An 18,220-nucleotide genomic window follows, 5' to 3' on the forward strand; every position below is an offset into this window, starting at 1 on the left:
ATGTCCGACGGAAACGCGAAGAAGAGCCATGTCAGGATCGCCGCGGCGATCCTGGTTGCGATCGTGGCCGTGGCGGTGGCCTTCACCTACCTGTCCTACACAGCCGCGTTCACCAGCACCGACACCGTCACCGTCACCGCACCGCGGGCCGGTCTGGTGATGGAGCAGGACGCCAAGGTCAAATACCGCGGCATCCAGATCGGCCAGGTCAAGAACATCGAGTACGCCGGCCACGAGGCCAAGCTGACGTTGTCGATCAAGAGCGACGAGATGCGCTACATCCCGTCGAACGCCGGGGTGCGGATCGCGGGCAACACCATCTTCGGGGCCAAGTCGGTCGAGTTCCTGACGCCGGACAACCCGGACAAGAAATCGCTACGGCCGGGGACCAACGTTGCCGCCAAGGACGTGCAGCTGGAGGTCAACACCCTCTTCCAAACCCTGTCCGACGTGCTGAACAAGATCGACCCGGTCAACCTGAACGCGACCGTGAGCGCGTTGGGGGAGGGCCTGCGTGGCCACGGCGATGATCTGGGTGCCGCGCTGACGGGGCTCAACCAGTACCTGCAGCAACTCAATCCGAAGTTACCGACGCTGCAGGACGATTTCGCCAAGACCGCCGTGGTCGCCGACATCTACGGCGACGCAGGCCCCGATCTGGCCAAGATCATCGACAACGTGCCCGCGCTCAACAAGACCATCGTCGACGAGAAGGACGACCTGAACGCGACGCTGCTGTCGGCGATCGGGCTGGCCAACAACGGCACCGCCACCCTGGCCCCGGCCGCGGACAACTACATCGCCGCCATCCAGCGGTTGCGGGCGCCGCTGAAGTTGGCCGGCGACTACTCCCCGGAATTCGGTTGCATCCTCAAGGGGACCAGGGTCGCGACCGAACGGTTCGCCCCGATCATCGGCGGCATCCGGCCGGGCCTGTTCGTATCGTCGAACTTCCTGCCCGGTTCGCCGGCCTACACGTATCCGGAAAGCCTGCCGATCGTGAACGCCTCAGGCGGTCCGAACTGCCGCGGCTTGCCGGACATCCCGTCGAAGCAGTTCGGCGGCAGCTGGTACCACTCGCCGTTCCTTGTCACCGACAACGCCTACGTGCCGTTCCAGCCGAACACCGAGGTGCAGTTCGACGCTCCGTCGACCCTGCAGTTCCTGTTCAATGGCGCATTCGCGGAAAGGGACAGATTCTGATGACTGCGCGTCACGACCGCACCATGCTCAAGGTAGCCATCTTCGCCATCGCCATGCTGCTCGTCGCGGCCATGCTGGTGGTCGTTTTCGGCCAGTTCCGGTTCTCGTCGAACAACAGCTATCACGCCACGTTCGCCGAGGCCTCCCGGCTCAAGGCTGGTCAGGACGTGCGGATCGCGGGCGTGGCGGTCGGCACCGTCAACAAGGTCAAGCTCAATCCGGACAACACCGTTGACGTCGCGTTCGACGTCAACAAGCGCTACCAGCTCTACACCTCCAGCCGCGCGCTGGTGCGGTACCAGAATCTGGTCGGCGACCGGTACATGGAAATCGCCGCAGGCCCCGGTGAGCTGCGCAAACTACCGCCGGGCGGAACCATCGCCATCCAGAACACCCAGCCCGCGCTGGACCTCGACGCGCTGCTCGGCGGGTTGCGCCCGGTGCTCAAAGGCCTGGACGGAGCCAAGGTCAACGAGATCTCCAACGCGGTGATCGAGCTACTGCAGGGCCAGGGCGGTGCCATCTCGAACCTGCTGACCAGCACGGGCGCCTTCACGCAGAACCTCGCCGCGCGCGATCAGCTCATCGGTGACGTGATCACCAACCTGAACACCGTGTTGGGCACCGTCGACGAGAAGGGCGCCAAGTTCGACGCCAGCGTCGACGAGCTGCAGAAACTCATCACCGGACTGGCTCAGGGGCGGGACCCGATCGCAGGTGCCATCGGCCCGCTGGCGTCGGCCGAGAACGACCTGACGTCGATGCTGCAGCAGTCCCGGCGGCCCGTGCAGGCGGTCATCGAGAACGCGCGCCCGTTCGCGCAACGCCTCGACGAGCGCAAGGCCGACGTGAACAAGGTGGTCGAGCCGCTCGCCGAAAACTATCTGAGGCTCAATGCCCTCGGCGCCTACGGTGCGTTCTTCAACATCTACTACTGCTCGATCCGGATGAAGATCAACGGTCCCGCGGGCAGCGACATCCTGATCCCGTTCGGCGGTCCGCCGGACCCGTCCAAGGGGAGGTGCTCGGACAATGGCTAGGCGCGACGGTGACAATGCGCTGCGGACCGGAATCTTCGGCATCGTCCTGGTGACCTGCGTTGTGCTGGTGTCGTTCGGCTACAGCAGCCTGCCCTTCATGCCCCAGGGCAAGGTGTACGACGCGTACTTCAGCGACGCGGGCGGCATCAGCCCCGGCAACGACGTCAGCGTGTCCGGTATCAGGGTCGGCAAGGTGACCGGCGTGGCGCTGGCCGGTGACACCGCCAAGGTCAGCTTCACCGTCAACCGGGACATCAAGGTCGGTGATCAGTCGTTGGTCGCCATCAAGACCGACACCGTGCTGGGGCAGAAGTCCCTTGCGGTCACGCCAAAGGGCTCGGGCACCTCGACGGTCATCCCGTTGGGGCGCACCACGACGCCCTACACCCTCAACACGGCGTTGCAGGACCTCGGCCGCAATGTGAGCGAGCTCGACAAGCCGCGCTTCGAAGAGGCCCTGCAGACGCTGACCGACACCTTGCGTGATGCCACCCCGCAGCTGCGCGGTGCGCTCGATGGCGTGGCCAATCTGTCGCGCAGCATCAACAAGCGCGACGAGGCCCTCGAACAGCTGCTGATGCACGCCAAGCGCGTCTCGGATCTACTGGCTCAGCGTGCCGGCCAGGTGAACCAACTCGTCACCGACGGTAACCAGCTGTTCGCTGCACTCGATGAGCGTCGCCAGGCGCTGAGCAACCTCATCGGTGGCATCCGCGATGTGTCCGAACAACTTTCGGGATTTGTCGCGGACAACCGACGTGAGTTCAAGCCGGCGCTGGAGAAGCTCAACGCCGTGATGGACAACCTGCTGGAGCGCAAGGAACACATCGGCGAGGCACTCAAGCGGCTGCCGCCGTACGCGACCACGCTCGCCGAGGTCGTCGGCAACGGGCCCGGCTTCAACATCAACCTGTACGGTCTGCCGCCTGCGTCGATGTCCGAGGTGCTGCTCGATGTCTACTTCCAGCCCGGCAAGCTCCCCGACAGCCTCGCCGACATGCTGCGCGGTTACATCTCGGAGCGGACGATCGTGAGGCCGAAGTCGCCATGACGCAAGACAATTCGGTGTCCAAGCGCAGCCGCTGGCTGCGGATGGGGCTCGCCGCGGCGCTGCTGATCATGCTGGCGGTGGGGGTCTACCAGGTGTGGCCGTCGCGGGTCGGCAACAAGCTGACCGCATACTTCAGCAACGCGGTCGGGCTCTACCCCGGCGACGAAGTGCGCGTGGTCGGGGTTCCGGTCGGCCGGATCGACTCGATCGAGCCGAGGCCGACCGACGTCAAGGTCGACATCACGCTCGATCGCGGGATCAAGGTGCCCGCCGACGCCAAGGCGCTGATCATCGCCCCGAACCTGGTGTCCGCCAGGTTCATCCAGTTGACGCCCGCTTACACCAAGGGCGACGCGATGGCCAACGGAGCTTCGATCGGCCTGGACCGCACCGCGGTTCCGGTCGAGTGGGACGAGGTCAAGGAGCAACTGACCCAGCTCAGCACACAGCTGGGCCCACAACAGGGTTCGATCCAGGGGCCGCTGGCCCAGTTCGTCAACCAGGCCGCCGACACTTTCGACGGCAACGGCGACTCGTTCCGCAATGCCTTGCGTGAGCTGTCGCAAACCGCTGGGCGACTGGGCGATTCGCGCACCGACCTGTTCGGCACCATCAAGAATCTGCAGATTCTCATCGATGCGCTGTCCAACAGCAACGAGCAGATCGTGCAGTTCACCAACCACGTGTCGTCGGTATCGCAGGTGCTGGCGCAGAGTTCCAGCGGCCTGGACACCACGCTGGCCACGCTCAACCAGGCGCTCGGCGACGTCCGCGGACTGCTGCACGACAGCAACGACGCGCTGATCGGGCAGGTCAGCAAGCTGGCCGAGTTCACGCAGATCCTCACCGATCACAGCGACGACATCGAGCAGATCCTGCACGTGACGCCCAACGGCCTGGCCAACTTCTACAACATCTACAACCCGGCCCAGGGCACGGTCGGTGGTCTGTTGTCGCTGCCGAACTTCGCCAACCCGGTGCAGTTCATCTGCGGTGGCACGTTCGACGTCGGTGCGAACCCGGACAACTACAAGCGCGCCGAGATCTGCCGGCAGCGGATGGGCCCGGTGCTCAAGCGCATCACGATGAACTACCCGCCGGTGTTGTTCCATCCGATCAACAGCATCACCGCCTACAAGGGGCAGATCATCTACGACACTCCCCAAACCGAGGCCAAGTCGGAGACGCCGGTGCCCTATCTGCAATGGCAGAACGCGCCGGGCGTCACGCCGCCGCAGATCCCCCCGGATGCCTCGCTGAGTTCGTTGATGGTGCCACCGGCGCCGCCTGCGGCCCCGACCACGTCGCACGCAGGCGGTCCCGAGGCTGTCGCGCCACCGGGGCCGGCTCCGGCTGAGCAGGCACCGGCCGAGCAAGCTCCCGTGGCGCCGCAGCCCGCCGAGTCGGGGGCAGGCGGATGATGCGGGGTAGAGCATTGGGACGCAAGGCATCACGGCTGAGCAGCCGGACGGTGGCGATCGGGTGCGGCACGGTGTTGCTGGCGGGTTGCCAGTTCGGTGGGCTCAACTCGCTCAACATGCCGGGCACTGCCGGTCACGGTCCCGGCTCGTTCACCGTCACCGTCGAGTTGCCCGATGTGGCTACGCTGCCGCAGAACTCGCCGGTGATGGTCGACGACGTGACAGTGGGCAGTGTGTCGGGTGTGGACGCGATGCAACGTCCGGACGGTTCGTTCTACGCGGCGGTGCAGTTGTCGCTGGACGGCAACGTCAAGCTGCCGGCCAACGCCACCGCCAAGGTTGCCCAGACATCGCTGCTCGGATCGCAACACGTGGAACTCTCCGCGCCGGTCAACGAGCCCGGCGAGGGGCAACTGCGCCAGGGCGCCAACATCCCGTTGGCGCAGACCGGTCGCTACCCGACCACCGAGGAGGTGCTCTCCTCACTGGGCATGGTGGTCAACAAGGGCAATCTCGGTGCGCTGCAAGACATCACCGACGAGGCCTATGCGGCCGTGGCCGGCCGAGCGGGCCAGTTCACCGACCTGATCCCGCGGCTGGCCGAGCTGACCCAGTCGCTCGACCGGCAGACCGACGACATCATCGCGGCAGCCGACGGGTTGAACCGCTTCGCGTCGATCCTGGCCCGCAGCAAGGACAATCTGGGCCGCACGCTGGACACGCTGCCTGGTGCGCTCAAGGTGCTCAACGACAACCGGTCCAACATCGTTGAGGCGTTCACCGCGCTGCGCAGCTTCGCCGAGGTGGGTGCCCGCATCCTGTCGCAGACCAAGGACGACTTCGCCAAGGATTTCAAGGATCTCTACCCGGTGATCAAGTCGTTCAACGACAACGCTGATGACTTCATCAAGGATCTGGAGTTCCTGCCGACCTTCCCGTTCCACTACAAGTACCTGCGCAACGCGGTCCGCGGCGACTACCTCAACGTGTTCGTGACGTTCGACCTGACGTTGCGTCGGTTCGGCGAATCGGTCTTCACCACAGGCGGTTTCGATCCGAACATGAAGCACCTCGACGAGGTGATCAACCCGCCGGACTGGTTGACGGGCGAGATGGCGAATCTGTCAGGGCAGGCCGCCGATCCGTTCAAGATCCCACCGGGAACCGCGACGCAGCATGAAGGGAAGCCGTAGATGATCGACCGGCTCACCCGAATGCAGCTGATGATTTTCGGCGTCGTCACCGTGCTGACCGTCGGGGCGATATCGCTGTTCTACCTACACCTGCCCGCCGCTGTGGGTATCGGCACGTATCACGTGAACGCCAATTTCGTCACCGGAGGCGGGATCTACCAGAACGCCAACGTCACCTACCGCGGCGTCACGGTCGGTCGGGTGGAGTCGGTCGGACTGGCTCCCGACGGTGTGGTCGCGAATCTGCGCCTCAACAGCGACACGGCGATCCCGGACAACGTCATCGCCACGGTCAAGAGTGTCTCGGCGGTCGGCGAGCAGTACATCGACCTGGTACCGCCAGCCGACCCGTCGGCCAACAAGCTGCGCAACAACGCCAGCATCGACCAGAAGAACACCCGGGTCGGTCAGGACATCGCCGGGCTGTTGGCCACGGCCGACAGTCTGGTCAGCAGCGTCAGCAACAGCCGACTGCAGGATCTGCTGCGGGAAACGTTCAAGGCCTTCAACGGTTCGGGGCCGGAACTGGCCCGGCTCATCCAGTCGTCGAGGCTGCTCATCGATGAAGCCAACGCCAACTCGGCGCAGACCAATCAGCTGATCGACCAGGCCGGCCCGTTCCTGGAAGCGCAGATGCGCAGCGGTGACAGCATCCGCTCGCTCGCCGACGGGCTGGCGCGGTTCACCGGTGAGGTCAACAACGCCGATCCGCAGCTGCGCTCGGTGCTCAAGACCGTGCCGGGAGCGACCGCTGAGGCCAACACCGCGTTCAGTGGTATCCGCCCGACGTTCCCGGTACTGGCCGCCAACCTGGCCAACTTCGGGCGCATCGGGGTGATCTACAACAAGTCGATCGAGCAGGCGTTGGTGATCTTCCCGGCCCTGCTGGCCGCACTGAACACCGTCGCAGGCGGCGTGCCCGCCGACGAAGGTGGCAAGCTGGACTTCAAGATCGACCTGGGTGATCCGCCGCCGTGCAACACGGGCTTCCTGCCGCCGACCCAGATCCGGTCTCCCGCCGACCTGACACTGCGGGATCTGCCGACCGACATGTACTGCAAGACCGCCCAGAACGATCCGGCGGTCGTGCGCGGTGCCCGCAACTACCCGTGCCAGGAGTTCCCCGGCAAGCGGGCGCCCACGGTGCAGTTGTGTCGGGACCCCAAGGGCTACATCCCGCTGGGCAGCAACCCGTGGCGCGGGCCGCCCGTGCCCTACGGCACGCCGATCGAGGACGGCCGGAACATCCTGCCGCCCAACAAGTTCCCGAACATCCCACCGCAGGTGGACCCGGATCCGGGCCCGCCGGTGGTGCAACTGCCCCCGGGTGTCGAGCCGGGCCCCGGGCCGGCGCCCCACGCGCCGTTCCCGCTGCCCGTGCCGCCGAACAAGCCGGGCCCGCAGCCGCCGCCATGGCCGTACTTCGCGCCGCCGGACCAGGTGGTGCCGCCGTACGGTCGGACCCCACCGGCACCGGATGCGCCGCCTGCGCCGGAGGCACCGGCGCCTGAGGCTCCGCCTGCACCGCAGGCGCCGCTACCTGCGGAAGCGACACCGCAGGCCAGTGCTTCCAGCTTGGGCACCTACGATCAGCACAGTGGGGTCTTCGCGGACGCCAACGGTGGCACCGGTGTGTATGCGCCCGGCGCCGAGAATCTGAAACCCGCGGAGACCTGGGTAGACCTGATGATGGATCCAAGGCAGGCTTGATGACCGAAAAAACGGCCTTGACGCAGGACACGAGGCCGGTGCGACGCAAGGCGTCGCGGGCAGCCGGCCCGGCGGGTGAGGCGGCCACGACGACCACCGAGGTGCGCGTCGAACCGGCCATCGCCGCGGTGCGTGCGAAACCGGCGACGAAGATGACGAAGATGAAGCCGCCGCCCCGGCGGCGCGCGAACAGCAGGCTCGTCGTGAGCGTCGCCGGTGCCGTGCTGGCAGGTGCGACCGGCGCGGTGGGCGGGCTGACGTACGTCATGCTCGGTGAGCAACGTGCCGCCGAGGCTGAGCAGGCCCGTGAGGGACGGTTCGTCGACACGGCCACACAGACCGTGGTGAACATGTTCAGCTACACCCAGGACACCATCGACGAGAGCGTGAACCGCTTCATCGACGGCACCAGCGGGCCGCTGCGCGACATGATGAGCCAGGGCAACAATGCCGACAATCTCAAGGCGCTGTTCCGCGACACCAAGGCCAGTTCCGAGACCGTGGTCAGCGGAGCGGCTCTGGAGAAGATCGACAACATCGCCAACAACGCCTCGGTGCTGGTGTCCGTCCGGGTGACCGTCACCGACCCCGACGGCGTCAACGCGCCGTCGAAGCCGTACCGCATGCGGGTCGTCGTGCACGAGGACGACAACGGCCACATGACGGGATACGACCTCAAGTACCCCGACGGGGGTAACTGATGAACCGCATCGTCGGCGTCGTCGTCGGGCTGCTTGCGGTCGCCTTTGTGGCGCTGTCCGGGGCGGGCGGCGTGCTGTACTGGAACCGCGTCGAGCAGCACGGCGAGCAGCAGACCCGGGCGGAGCTGCCGGGCTTGGCCGCCACCCAGGTGCCGCAGATCCTCGGCTTCGACTACCAGACCATCCTGGATACCCGGACGAAGGCCTACCAGTTGATGACGCCCACGTTCCGCAGCCAGTACGAGGACGACACCACCAAGAACGTCATCCCACAGGCGCACGACCGGCAGCTGATCAGCCAGGTCAATGTCGTTGGCGCGGGAATGCTTGACGCGCAACGTAATTCGGGTTCGGTATTGGTCTTCATGAACCGCGTGCTCACCGACAAGAGCAAGCAGTCCCTCTATGACGGCTCACGGCTGAAGGTCGACTACCGCAAGGTGGACGGCAAGTGGCTGATCGACGGGATGAAGCCGATCTAGCGCGCTACTGCTCGGCTTGTTCGGCAGCCGAACTGGTGCCCGCCAGCGCGTCGAGGAACGAGCGTGCCCACCGGTCCACATCGTGGGCCAGCACTTGGCGGCGCAATGCGCGCATCCGTCGTCGGCCTTCCTCTGGCGACTGCTGCAGCGCAGCCTCGATGGAGTCCTTGACGCCCTCGAGGTCGTGCGGGTTGGTCAGGTAGGCCTGTCGCAATTCGGCTGCCGCGCCGGTGAATTCGCTCAGCACCAAGGCGCCGCCCAGGTCGCTGCGGCAGGCCACGTACTCCTTGGCCACCAGGTTCATGCCGTCGCGCAGCGGGGTCACCAACATGACGTCGGCGGCCACGTAAAACGCGATGAGCTCGTCGCGTGGCACCGGCCGGTGCAGGTAGTGCACGATCGGATGGCCGACCTCGCCGTACTCGCCGTTGATGTGACCGACCTGGCGTTCGATGTCCTCGCGCATGGCGATGTAGCTGTCGACGCGTTCGCGGCTGGGGGTGGCCAGCTGAACCAGTACGGTGTCGTCGTTCTTGACGCGATGCTCGTCGAGCAGTTCCGAGAACGCCCGCAACCGGACGTCGATGCCTTTGGTGTAGTCGAGCCGGTCCACCCCGAGCAGGATCTTGCGGGGGTTGCCGAGCTCGGCGCGGATCTGCCGGGCCCGCTGCCTGACCGAGCGGTCGCGGGCCTTGGCGTCGAGCTCGGCAGAGTCGATGGAGATGGGAAACGCACCCACCTTGATGGTGCGGAAGCCGTACTGCACCTCGCCGAATCTTGAGCGGACCCCGACTGAGGCGCGCGAGGTGTTCGCGCCGACGAGACGACGTGCCAGCACCAGGAAGTTCTGGGCTCCGCCGGGCAGGTGGAAACCGACCAGGTCGGCGCCGAGCAGCCCTTCGACGATCTCGGTCCGCCACGGCATCTGCATGAACAGCTCGACGGGCGGGAACGGGATGTGCAGGAAGAAACCGATGGTCAGATCGGGCCGAAGCATCCGCAGCATCTTCGGCACCAGCTGCAGCTGGTAGTCCTGGATCCACACGGTGGCGCCGTGCGCGGCGGCCCGGGCGGTGGCCTCGGCGAAGCGGCGGTTGACGTCGACGTAGCTGTCCCACCATTCCCGGTGGTACTCGGGTTTGACGATGAGATCGTGGTAGAGCGGCCACAGCGTGGCGTTCGAGAACCCCTCGTAGTAGGCCGCCACGTCGGCGGCCGACAGCCGCACCGGGTGTAGCCGCAGATCGTCCTGGACGATCGGTTCTTCGTCGCTGTCCGGTATGCCGGCCCAACCGATCCACGCGCCGCGGCGTTTCCGCAGCAGCGGCTCCAGGGCCGTGACCAGCCCACCTGGGCTGCGCTTCCACCGGGTGGTGCCGTCGGGCAGCCGCTCAAGGTCGATGGGCAGCCGGTTGGCCACCACGACGAAATCGGACTCCCCGGAGGCAGCTGTCAGACCGCCGTCCGGAGCCATTTACGCCTCGATTTTCGACGGTCCAATGCCGAGCATGGAAAGGAACATCCGACATTCGTCGGCATCCGTCGCGTACGTGGCGACCACCCGTCTGGCCTGGCTGGCAGTGCTATCGGCCAACGGTTCCACGTCGTCGATATCGGTGGGGTCAGTTTTTGCAGACATACAGCAACTCTAGGCGACCGGGCGGTGCCCGGTCGCCACAGCGGCCGTCAGCCGATGGAACCGGTGACGGTCGGGCTGCTGCCGACGGTCGATTCGGGGATCGGCTGCGGGCCCTCCGACTGCTGTTCCTCGGACAGGCCGATGCACTCACCGGAGTTGGCGCCGGTGCACGGGATGGAGCCGCCGCCACCGGGTACGTCGACCGACGGCAGCGTCGGATTGTCCGGGGTCTCCGCGATCGGCGAGCCGGAATTGGGGACGGTGTGCGGAACACACATGCCCGTGTAGAGGTCTTCCTCTTCACCGGCGACACAGGCCACAGCGGGCGCGGGCGACATGGGGAGGGCGGCAACGGCAATTGCCGGAGCAGCGACCGCAGCGACGGCGAACCCGCCGGCCAGGATCAAACGTCGCATCGGGAACGGGAAGGTCGCCATCGTCACGCTTTCTGTAGTTATTCGACTGCTTGTCGGTGGATTCTATGAAAGCTGAGAGCAATCTGCATCGGTTCTGCGTGTTGTCTGGCAGCGTTCCGGGCTAGGGACTCGCGCTGATGGTCGAGCGGGGCACCACCGCCGGCCCCTCGGCCTCGGCGTCCTCGGCCAGTCCGATGCACTGACCCGAGTCGCGGCCGGTGCACGGCACGCCGTCGATCTCCGGGATGTCCGGATTGCCCGGGATGGCGGTGAACGGTGACGTGGTGTTCGGCGCCATGAACGGCGTGCACACGGTCGTATAGACGTCCTCTTCCTCGCCCGCTGTGCACGATGCGTGCGCAGCGGGAGCGAGCAGCGTCGAACCGGCGATGGCCACCGCACAACCGGCGACCAGAGTCAGGCGTGGGATCACGCCCAGCAGCTTATGGCTGCTGGGCGTTTCCTGGGTGAGGTCTGCGGATCCGCTGTGTCAGCCGATGGAACCGGTGACGGTCGGGCTGCTGCCCACGGTCGACTGTGGAACCGGTTGCGGCCCCTGCGCCTGCTGCTCCTCGGACAGGCCGATGCACTGGCCGGAATTGCCACCGGTGCAAGGGATCCCGTCGATCTGCGGCAGCTGGTCGGGCGCCGAGTTGATCGACGGGGTGTTCGGTGCGATGTCCGATGTGCACATCCCGGTGAAGAGGTCCTCGGACTCGCCGCTGGGGCAGTCCGCGAGCGCGGTGGCCGGCAGGGTGAATGCGGTCAGCGCTGGCGCGCCGACGATTGCCAGCGCAAGTCCGCCCGCCACGATGAACCGGCGTGCTGAAAGCTGGGAAATGGCCATGAGTCATGCTTTCTCTAGAGTGCTGACCAGTTTGCTGACTGCACGGTTGCGATGGTTATGCCATCGCTGGCCACGATGTCGTCTGGTGCTGCACAGATTACGCGTAAACCGCGAAATGCGCTGCAGGATCGGGGGTGTCGACGCGTGCCGGGGGTCAGCCTGTGAGTCCACTGCCAAGGTGCTGTAGGACCGGCAGCGGAAGCTGTGCGTGATACACGTAGTGTGCAGTTTGTTACGTGCCGGCCCGCTCGACAAGGTGGTTCTCGATGGTCAGTTCCGACGACGGCTCCACGCGCCAGGTGAACTACGAAACTCTGGACGACGGCCGTATCGCGCGGATCTGGCTCAACCGGCCTGCGGCGCAGAACGCCCAGACCCGGACGCTGCTCGTGCAATTGGACGAGGCATTCACCCGGGCTGAGGCCGACGACGCCGTCCGGGTGGTGATCTTGGCCGCCCGCGGCAAGAACTTCTCGGCCGGCCACGATCTGGGCTCGGAGGAGGCGCTCGCCGAACGCCAACCGGGTCCGGGCCAGCATCCGACCTTCAGTTCCCACGGCGCCACCGCGGCGGGTGTCGCCGAGCGGACCTATCTGCAGGAGTGGCACTTTTACTTCGAGAACACCCGGCGCTGGCGCGATCTGCGCAAGATCACCATTGCCCAGGTGCAGGGCAACGCGATCTCGGCCGGCCTGATGCTGATCTGGGCATGCGATCTGATCGTGGCGGCCGACGACGCCAAGTTCAGCGACGTCGTGGGCGTCCGGATGGGCATGCCCGGTGTCGAATACTATGCCCATCCTTGGGAATTCGGGCCTCGCAAAGCCAAAGAGCTTCTGCTGACCGGTGATTCGATCGACGCTGAGGATGCCTACCGACTCGGCATGGTGTCGAAGATCTTCCCGCGCGATGAACTCGAGGACAAGACACTGGAATTCGCGCGCCGCATCGCCGAGCGGCCCACCATGGCGGCACTGTTGATCAAGGATTCGGTCAATGCGGCCAGCGACGCTATGGGATTCGCCGAGGCGTTGCGGCACGCCTTCCACATCCATGAACTCGGCCATGCGCACTGGGCGGCGGCCAACGAGAACCGGTTCCCGGTGGGCATGCCGCCCGATGTTCCGGATTGGCGCACATTGGGGGCCCCGAAGCCGGCCCGGCGTGATACACCTTGACGCAACAAGAACGTGTTCCACTTTTTAAGGGGTCGCAGCAGTGCAGCTGTCGTTGGCGGATCGGACATATCTGGTAACTGGCGGCGGTAGCGGCATCGGCAAGGGTGCCGCCGCCGCGATCGTCGCCTCCGGCGGTAACGCCGTGCTCGTGGGCCGCAATGCTGACAAGCTCAGCGCCGCGGCGGATGAGATCGCCGCGCAAGGCCCCGGTTCGGTGCGGTACGAGCCCGCCGACGTGACCAGCGAGGACGAGGTCAGCCGCGCCGTCGATGCGGCCACTGCCTGGCACGGCCGGTTGCACGGCGTCGTGCACAGCGCGGGTGGGTCGGAGACCATCGGGCCCATCACCCAGATCGACTCCGAGCTGTGGCGGCGCACCATCGATTTGAACGTCAACGGCACGATGTACCTGCTCAAGCATGCCGGTCGCGAGCTGGTGCGCGGCGGTGGCGGATCGTTCGTCGGGATCTCGTCGATCGCCTCGAGCAACACCCACCGGTGGTTCGGCGCGTACGGCGTGAGCAAGGCCGCGCTCGACCACCTGCTCAAGCTGGCTGCCGACGAGCTCGGGCCATCATGGGTGCGCGTCAACAGCATCCGGCCCGGGCTGACCCGCACCGACATGGTCGGACCGGTGTTCGAACTTCCTGCCGCGCGCGACGATTACCAGAAGTGCACGCCGTTGCCGCGCTTCGGCGAGGTCGAGGACATCGCCAACCTGGCGGTGTTCCTGCTCAGCGATGCGTCGGGCTGGATCACCGGGCAGGCCATCAACGTCGACGGCGGTCACGGGCTGCGCCGTGGCCCCGACATCTCCGCGATGCTGGAGCCACTCTTCGGCGCCGACGGGCTGCGCGGCGTGGTGGCCGCCGAATAGATCTGCAGCCTGTGCCGAGGATCTCGGTCACCATGTGGCTGCGATCCTCGGCGCTGTGGTGTGACCGGGTCAGGCCGCCAGGTCTAGGCACGTGAACTCGCATCCCGGCCTGCAGGTACGCCCGCCGACGGGAATACCGTGCCGGCGCATCACCTGCGCGATCTTCGCTGCTGTGCGGCACGGCCGTTCGAAAACCTGGTGGTAGGAGAGCCGGACGGTCGACCGGCCGTCGACCGCGGCGTCGAGATCACGTTCGAAATCCCGGTTTCTTGCAGCCGCCGAGTCGTGGAACATGCGGCCGTCGAGTTCGACCACGAGCCGACCGTATTCGTTGTCGCGGTAGCACACGCCCACCGACGAACTCGAACGCATCTGGCGGCTGGCCGTGGGCAGCCCGTGTGCCCGTTCGACGCGAGCCAGGTATCCATGTTCGAGGACCGAGCAGGTGCCCTCGGCAATGTCGAGGAGTACCGCCCGCAGCCAGCGGCGACGACGCACCCTCTGTCGGTTGTCGAGAATCCGCAGCAGGCGTTGCGCTGTGGTGCGCCGCGACTGGCAGGCGTCGGCCAGCACCGCGATGGCCTCGAAATCAGACCTGGCGCAGCACGCAACGTCGAGTACTGCGTCGTCGTAACGCATCCTGGGCGGTCCGACGTTCCAGAGCACCCGCTCCTCGAAATGCGCGAGATGGTGAATGCGGACGCCGGCCGGCTCGGCCAGCATGGCCCGCTGTCGAGCGACGGCCACGTGGATCAGCGGACCTTCGTCCGCCAACGCCGATTGCAGGCACAACGCCGCCGGCGACGCGTAAAGCACTGCAGCCCAGGCCCGTTGCAGCCAGGTCAGTGGCCCGGTGTGGTCCACATACACGCCGTCGTGGACCCGCGCCCACTCATTCCGTCGGAGCAACCGGCGGATATCGTGCTGCTGCAATCCGAAATCGAGAGCTTGCCGACGCGATATGACACCTTCCTGCTGCCGGAGCGTCTGGCCGATGTCCATGGCATCGATGGTCGCCGACCGCCACGACGCCGACCAGACCCAATCCGCAGTCTGTGGATAAACCACCTGTGCCGAGGATTTCGGTCACCATGTGGCTGCGATCCTCGGCGCTGTGGTGTCAATCAGCCGGATGATCGGCGCCGGACTCCCAGGCACTGAGTGCACCCACTGCCGCCCAATCCAGGTCGGCGCCGCCCGTGGCCAGCAGGGTCAGGAAGCGGTCGCGCAACAGGCTGGCCACCGGCAGTGGCACCTGCAACGCCTCGCCCGCGCTGAGCGCCAATTTGACGTCTTTGAGTCCCAGGCTTGCGGCGAAACCGGGCGGGGTGAACTCGCCGCGCGCCAGCAGCCCGCCGTAGGTCCGGTACACCGGGGCGTCGAACAGCGTGGAGGTCAAGAGCTCCAGGTACTGCTGCTTGTCGACGCCGGCCTTGGCGACCAGCGCCATGGCCTCGCCGACGGATTCGATGACCGAGGCGATCAGGAAGTTGCCGCTGATCTTCACCAGGTTGGCGGCCCTGGGTTCTTCGCCGAGCACGAAGGTGCGCTGCCCGATCGCGTCGAAAATCGGGCCCATCGCCTCGACGACTGAGGGCGCACCGGCCGCGACCACGAACAGCTTGGCCGCGGCAGCGGCCTCGGGTCTGCCGAATACCGGTGCGCTGACGAACCGCTGGCCTGCTTCCGCATGGCGTGCGGCCAGCTGATCGGCCAGCTCGACGCTGATGGTCGAGCAGGAGATGTGAGTGGCGCCTGCGGGCAGTGCGGCGAGAATGCCGTTGTCCCCGAAGGTGACCGCGTCTACTGCGGCGTCGTTGGCCAGCATGGTGACGACGGCCTCCGCGTCGCAGGCCTCGGCGACCGATGTCGCAGGATGTGCGCCCTGGGCGGCCAAGGCGGTCACCTTGTCCGCGGACCTGTTGTATGCCGTCACGGCGTGACCTGCCGTGAGCAGATTGGCGGCCATCGCCGCGCCCATGTTGCCCAGTCCGATGAATCCGATCCTCATGACTCCACTCTTACCGGGTTAGTTTGGAGTCGGGAGGGCTCATGAAATTCTCGACGGAAATGCTCCAGATGGGCAACAACACCGGTATCGAGGTTCCTGCCGAGGTGGTGGAGGCGCTCGGTGCGGGCAAGCGTCCGGCTGTGGTGGTCGATGTCAACGGCTATCGGTACCGCTCGACCGTCGCGCCGATGGGCGGCAAGTACCTCATCCCGTTCAGCGCTGAACGCCGCACGAAGTCCGGCATCAATGGAGGCGACGCGATCGATGTCGAGCTGACCGTCGACACCGAGCCGCGCGTCGTGGAGGTACCCGAGGACCTGCGGGCCGCGCTCGATGAGTCGCCCACGGCGGCGAAGCGATGGGAGACCCTGTCCTACAGCACCCAGAAGGGCCACGTCACCGCGGTGACGGGCGCCAAGGCGGCCGAGACCCGGGCCCGTCGCATCGCGAAAGTCATTGCTGAACTGGAGAGTTGAGTTCTGCGGTCGCGCCGGCGCGGCGGACGGCGTTGATGATGCCCTGATAGCCGGTGCACCGGCAGAAGTTGCCGGACAGTCCCTCGCGGATCTCGGCGTCGGTGGGCGCCGGGTTGTCCCGTAGCAACGCGGTGATGGAGGTGACGAAACCCGGTGTGCAGAAGCCGCATTGCAGTCCGTGGCATTCCTTCAACGCGGATTGTACCGGCGAGAGCTCGCCGCCCGGCCCCTCGATGCCCTCGACGGTCGTCACCTCCTGCCCGTCGACCTGCACCGCGAAAACGAGACATGACCGGACCGCCTGACCGTCCAGCAGCACGGTGCAGGCACCACACGCGCCGTGTTCACAGCCCAGGTGGGTGCCCGTGAGCCCGCAGGTCTCCCGCAGAAAATCCGCGAGCGTGACGCGAGGCTCGACCACACTGCGGTAATCTCGGTCGTTGACCGAAACGGCAACGGGCAGTTCATGCATTGAGCGCCTCCGCACTTGCGCGTTTCCAGGCCCGGGCCACCATGGCGGCACCGACGCGGGCCCGGTAAGACGCCGAGCCTTGCAGGTCCGAGGGAATGTCGGTCAGTGTCGACATCGCGAGTTCGCCGATGTGCTCGGCGGACACGTTGCCGATCGCCGTTCCGGTCACGGCGGCTTCGGCCGAGGTGGCCCGCTTCGGCGTCGAACCCAGGCCGAGCAGGCCGATGCCGCACCTGCGCACCCGGTTGTCGTCGTCGAGCTCGATGCCGACAACCGCTCCGGCAATGGCGAAATCGCCGTGGCGGCGGGCGAACTCCTCGACCGCGAAGCCGCTGCGCGCAGACCACACCGGAAACCGGACAGCGGTGAGGATCTCGTCGGCGGCCAGTGCGGTCTCCCACAATCCGGTGAAGAACTCGCTTGCCGGGATCGCGCGGACGCCGCGCGGTGAGGTCGCCTCGATCGTCGCGTCGAGCGCCAGCGCCACAGCGGCGTATTCGGCCGCCGGATCGGCGTGGGCGATCGCGCCGCCGAGGGTGCCCCGCGTACGGATCTGAAAGTGCCCGATGTGCGGGGTGGCCAGCGTGAGCAGCGGAACCGATTCGGCCACTTCGTCGTCGAGGCCGACGAGCGCATGCGGCGTGGCGGCACCGATCACGACCTCGTCGCCGCGCCGGGCGATGTCGCTGAGGCCGGTTATGCGGGATATGTCGATGAGATTGTCGAAATGCGTGAGCCGCATGGCCAGCATCGGCACCAGGCTCTGCCCGCCGGCGAGGATTTTCGCGTTGTCGCCGTACTCATCCAGGAGCGCCACCGCGTCGTCGATGCCGGCCGGCCGGTGGTAGGCGAACGGAGCAGCTTTCACGAGACCGACCGGAGCCGGCCCAGGAGGAATCCGAGTGCCCCCGCGACGGCCACGGCGCCGATGGTCGGGGCGAACCGCTTGGCCATCGGTACGGCCATCACCTTGGCCAGCGCGAGCGCGTTGATCGAGCCGCCTTGGTTTCCCACGGATGTGGTTGTGGCGGAGACGTTTTCGGTCGCAGGTTCGGCGCCGGCGAGCAGTTCTGCCTCGAGGCTGCCTGCGAACTGGTCGATGAGGGCCCCGGCCACATCGCTCAGCACGCCGCGGCCGAACTGCGCGGCCTTACCCGAGATGGTCAGCTCGGTGGTGACCGAGACGAGGGTGCCTGCGGTGCCGTCGTCTTTCAGCTGGGCGGTGACGACGGCAGCGGCTCTTCCGTTGCCGCGGGTCTCCTTGCCGATGGCCTTGAGCACCACGCGCTGCGCTTGCGCGTCCTTCTCCTGAAACGTCGCATTGCCTTGATAGGACACGGTGATGGGCCCGACCTTGACCTTGACGGCTCCGGTGAAGTTGTCACCATCGACGCTGAGCAGGGTTGTGCCGGGCAGGCAGGGGGCGACGCGTTCGACGTCGGTGAGTACCTCCCACGTCTGCGTCGCGGGCACCGCGACCCGGAATTCGTTGTTGAGTTCCAC

At 66.4% G+C, this 18,220-nt stretch carries 21 protein-coding genes; 11 read left to right on the forward strand and 10 right to left on the reverse strand.

Translation table 11 applies throughout. The features are described 5' to 3' along the window. The 8 genes from RMCB_RS31705 to RMCB_RS31740 are packed head-to-tail and all read left to right on the forward strand — an operon-like array spanning position 1 to position 8,801. On the forward strand, positions 1-1,203 hold the full coding sequence (locus RMCB_RS31705; RefSeq protein WP_062831922.1) for an MCE family protein: 1,203 nt from the start codon (positions 1-3) through the stop codon (positions 1,201-1,203). After that, positions 1,203-2,243, forward strand: a complete 1,041-nt coding sequence (locus RMCB_RS31710; RefSeq protein WP_062831923.1) for an MCE family protein — start codon at positions 1,203-1,205, stop codon at positions 2,241-2,243. Before RMCB_RS31705 ends, RMCB_RS31710 begins: the two co-directional genes overlap by 1 nt. After that, positions 2,236-3,294, forward strand: a complete 1,059-nt coding sequence (locus tag RMCB_RS31715) for a virulence factor Mce family protein (protein WP_029374132.1) — start codon at positions 2,236-2,238, stop codon at positions 3,292-3,294. The genes RMCB_RS31710 and RMCB_RS31715 overlap by 8 nt, the downstream gene beginning before the upstream one ends. Then, positions 3,291-4,715, forward strand: coding sequence for an MCE family protein (locus RMCB_RS31720; protein ID WP_062831924.1), 1,425 nt, complete (start codon positions 3,291-3,293; stop codon positions 4,713-4,715). Before RMCB_RS31715 ends, RMCB_RS31720 begins: the two co-directional genes overlap by 4 nt. Beyond that, complete coding sequence (locus RMCB_RS31725; protein WP_081661772.1) at positions 4,715-5,908, forward strand: MCE family protein; 1,194 nt, start codon at positions 4,715-4,717, stop codon at positions 5,906-5,908. Before RMCB_RS31720 ends, RMCB_RS31725 begins: the two co-directional genes overlap by 1 nt. Further along, on the forward strand, positions 5,909-7,618 hold the full coding sequence (locus RMCB_RS31730; protein WP_029374135.1) for an MCE family protein: 1,710 nt from the start codon (positions 5,909-5,911) through the stop codon (positions 7,616-7,618). After that, entirely contained in the window at positions 7,618-8,319 is a 702-nt protein-coding gene (locus RMCB_RS31735) for an Rv1363c family protein (protein WP_062831925.1), read from the forward strand. The genes RMCB_RS31730 and RMCB_RS31735 overlap by 1 nt, the downstream gene beginning before the upstream one ends. After that, on the forward strand, positions 8,319-8,801 hold the full coding sequence (locus RMCB_RS31740; protein ID WP_036426323.1) for a hypothetical protein: 483 nt from the start codon (positions 8,319-8,321) through the stop codon (positions 8,799-8,801). The genes RMCB_RS31735 and RMCB_RS31740 overlap by 1 nt, the downstream gene beginning before the upstream one ends. A 4-nt stretch (positions 8,802-8,805) precedes the next feature. On the opposite strand, the gene RMCB_RS31745 is transcribed toward RMCB_RS31740, so the two are convergent. The 5 genes from RMCB_RS31745 to RMCB_RS31765 all read right to left on the reverse strand — a co-directional run bounded on the left by RMCB_RS31745 (position 8,806) and on the right by RMCB_RS31765 (position 11,703). Further along, positions 8,806-10,275 (reverse strand): alpha,alpha-trehalose-phosphate synthase (UDP-forming), encoded by a 1,470-nt coding sequence (locus RMCB_RS31745; RefSeq protein WP_029374138.1) that lies wholly within the window; start codon positions 10,273-10,275, stop codon positions 8,806-8,808. Beyond that, positions 10,276-10,440, reverse strand: a complete 165-nt coding sequence (locus RMCB_RS31750; RefSeq protein ID WP_087079698.1) for a hypothetical protein — start codon at positions 10,438-10,440, stop codon at positions 10,276-10,278. Positions 10,441-10,487: 47 nt separating this feature from the next. Further along, entirely contained in the window at positions 10,488-10,877 is a 390-nt protein-coding gene (locus tag RMCB_RS31755) for a hypothetical protein (RefSeq protein WP_062831926.1), read from the reverse strand. A 100-nt stretch (positions 10,878-10,977) separates the two neighbouring features. Beyond that, complete coding sequence (locus tag RMCB_RS31760; protein WP_062831927.1) at positions 10,978-11,289, reverse strand: hypothetical protein; 312 nt, start codon at positions 11,287-11,289, stop codon at positions 10,978-10,980. 57 nt (positions 11,290-11,346) lie between these two features. Further along, positions 11,347-11,703 (reverse strand): hypothetical protein, encoded by a 357-nt coding sequence (locus tag RMCB_RS31765; protein ID WP_029374141.1) that lies wholly within the window; start codon positions 11,701-11,703, stop codon positions 11,347-11,349. Positions 11,704-11,969: 266 nt separating this feature from the next. Between RMCB_RS31765 and RMCB_RS31770 the strand changes: the two genes are divergently transcribed. Both RMCB_RS31770 and RMCB_RS31775 read left to right on the forward strand, forming a co-directional pair. Continuing rightward, positions 11,970-12,881 (forward strand): enoyl-CoA hydratase, encoded by a 912-nt coding sequence (locus RMCB_RS31770; RefSeq protein WP_062831928.1) that lies wholly within the window; start codon positions 11,970-11,972, stop codon positions 12,879-12,881. A 40-nt stretch (positions 12,882-12,921) separates the two neighbouring features. Next, positions 12,922-13,758 (forward strand): SDR family oxidoreductase, encoded by an 837-nt coding sequence (locus RMCB_RS31775; RefSeq protein WP_062831929.1) that lies wholly within the window; start codon positions 12,922-12,924, stop codon positions 13,756-13,758. Positions 13,759-13,827: 69 nt separating this feature from the next. Here RMCB_RS31775 and RMCB_RS31780 read toward each other — a convergent pair whose 3' ends face one another. Then, positions 13,828-14,760, reverse strand: coding sequence for a type IV toxin-antitoxin system AbiEi family antitoxin domain-containing protein (locus tag RMCB_RS31780; protein ID WP_062832011.1), 933 nt, complete (start codon positions 14,758-14,760; stop codon positions 13,828-13,830). A gap of 118 nt (positions 14,761-14,878) precedes the next feature. Then, complete coding sequence (locus RMCB_RS31785; RefSeq protein ID WP_062831930.1) at positions 14,879-15,769, reverse strand: NAD(P)-dependent oxidoreductase; 891 nt, start codon at positions 15,767-15,769, stop codon at positions 14,879-14,881. Positions 15,770-15,810: 41 nt separating this feature from the next. On the opposite strand from RMCB_RS31785, the gene RMCB_RS31790 reads away from it, so the two are divergent. Further along, positions 15,811-16,245: a YdeI/OmpD-associated family protein gene (locus tag RMCB_RS31790; RefSeq protein WP_062831931.1), complete on the forward strand. Its 435-nt coding sequence runs from the start codon at positions 15,811-15,813 to the stop codon at positions 16,243-16,245. Here RMCB_RS31790 and RMCB_RS31795 read toward each other — a convergent pair. From RMCB_RS31795 to RMCB_RS31805, 3 genes are read right to left on the reverse strand one after another with little or no spacing between them, the layout of a single operon-like run. Continuing rightward, a complete protein-coding gene (locus RMCB_RS31795) occupies positions 16,223-16,717 on the reverse strand; it encodes a (2Fe-2S)-binding protein (protein ID WP_062831932.1) in 495 nt (164 codons plus the stop codon). The two genes, RMCB_RS31790 and RMCB_RS31795, sit on opposite strands and share 23 nt — an antisense overlap. Further along, positions 16,710-17,585 carry an FAD binding domain-containing protein gene (locus RMCB_RS31800; protein ID WP_062831933.1) on the reverse strand — a complete coding sequence of 292 codons (876 nt, stop codon included), beginning with the start codon at positions 17,583-17,585 and terminating at the stop codon, positions 16,710-16,712. Before RMCB_RS31800 ends, RMCB_RS31795 begins: the two co-directional genes overlap by 8 nt. Next, positions 17,582-18,220, reverse strand: a complete 639-nt coding sequence (locus RMCB_RS31805) for an SRPBCC family protein (protein ID WP_062831934.1) — start codon at positions 18,218-18,220, stop codon at positions 17,582-17,584. The genes RMCB_RS31800 and RMCB_RS31805 overlap by 4 nt, the downstream gene beginning before the upstream one ends.

Origin of the sequence: Mycolicibacterium brisbanense, assembly GCF_001570425.1 — a bacterium.
In the GTDB taxonomy this organism is placed as follows: Bacteria; Actinomycetota; Actinomycetes; order Mycobacteriales; family Mycobacteriaceae; genus Mycobacterium; species Mycobacterium brisbanense.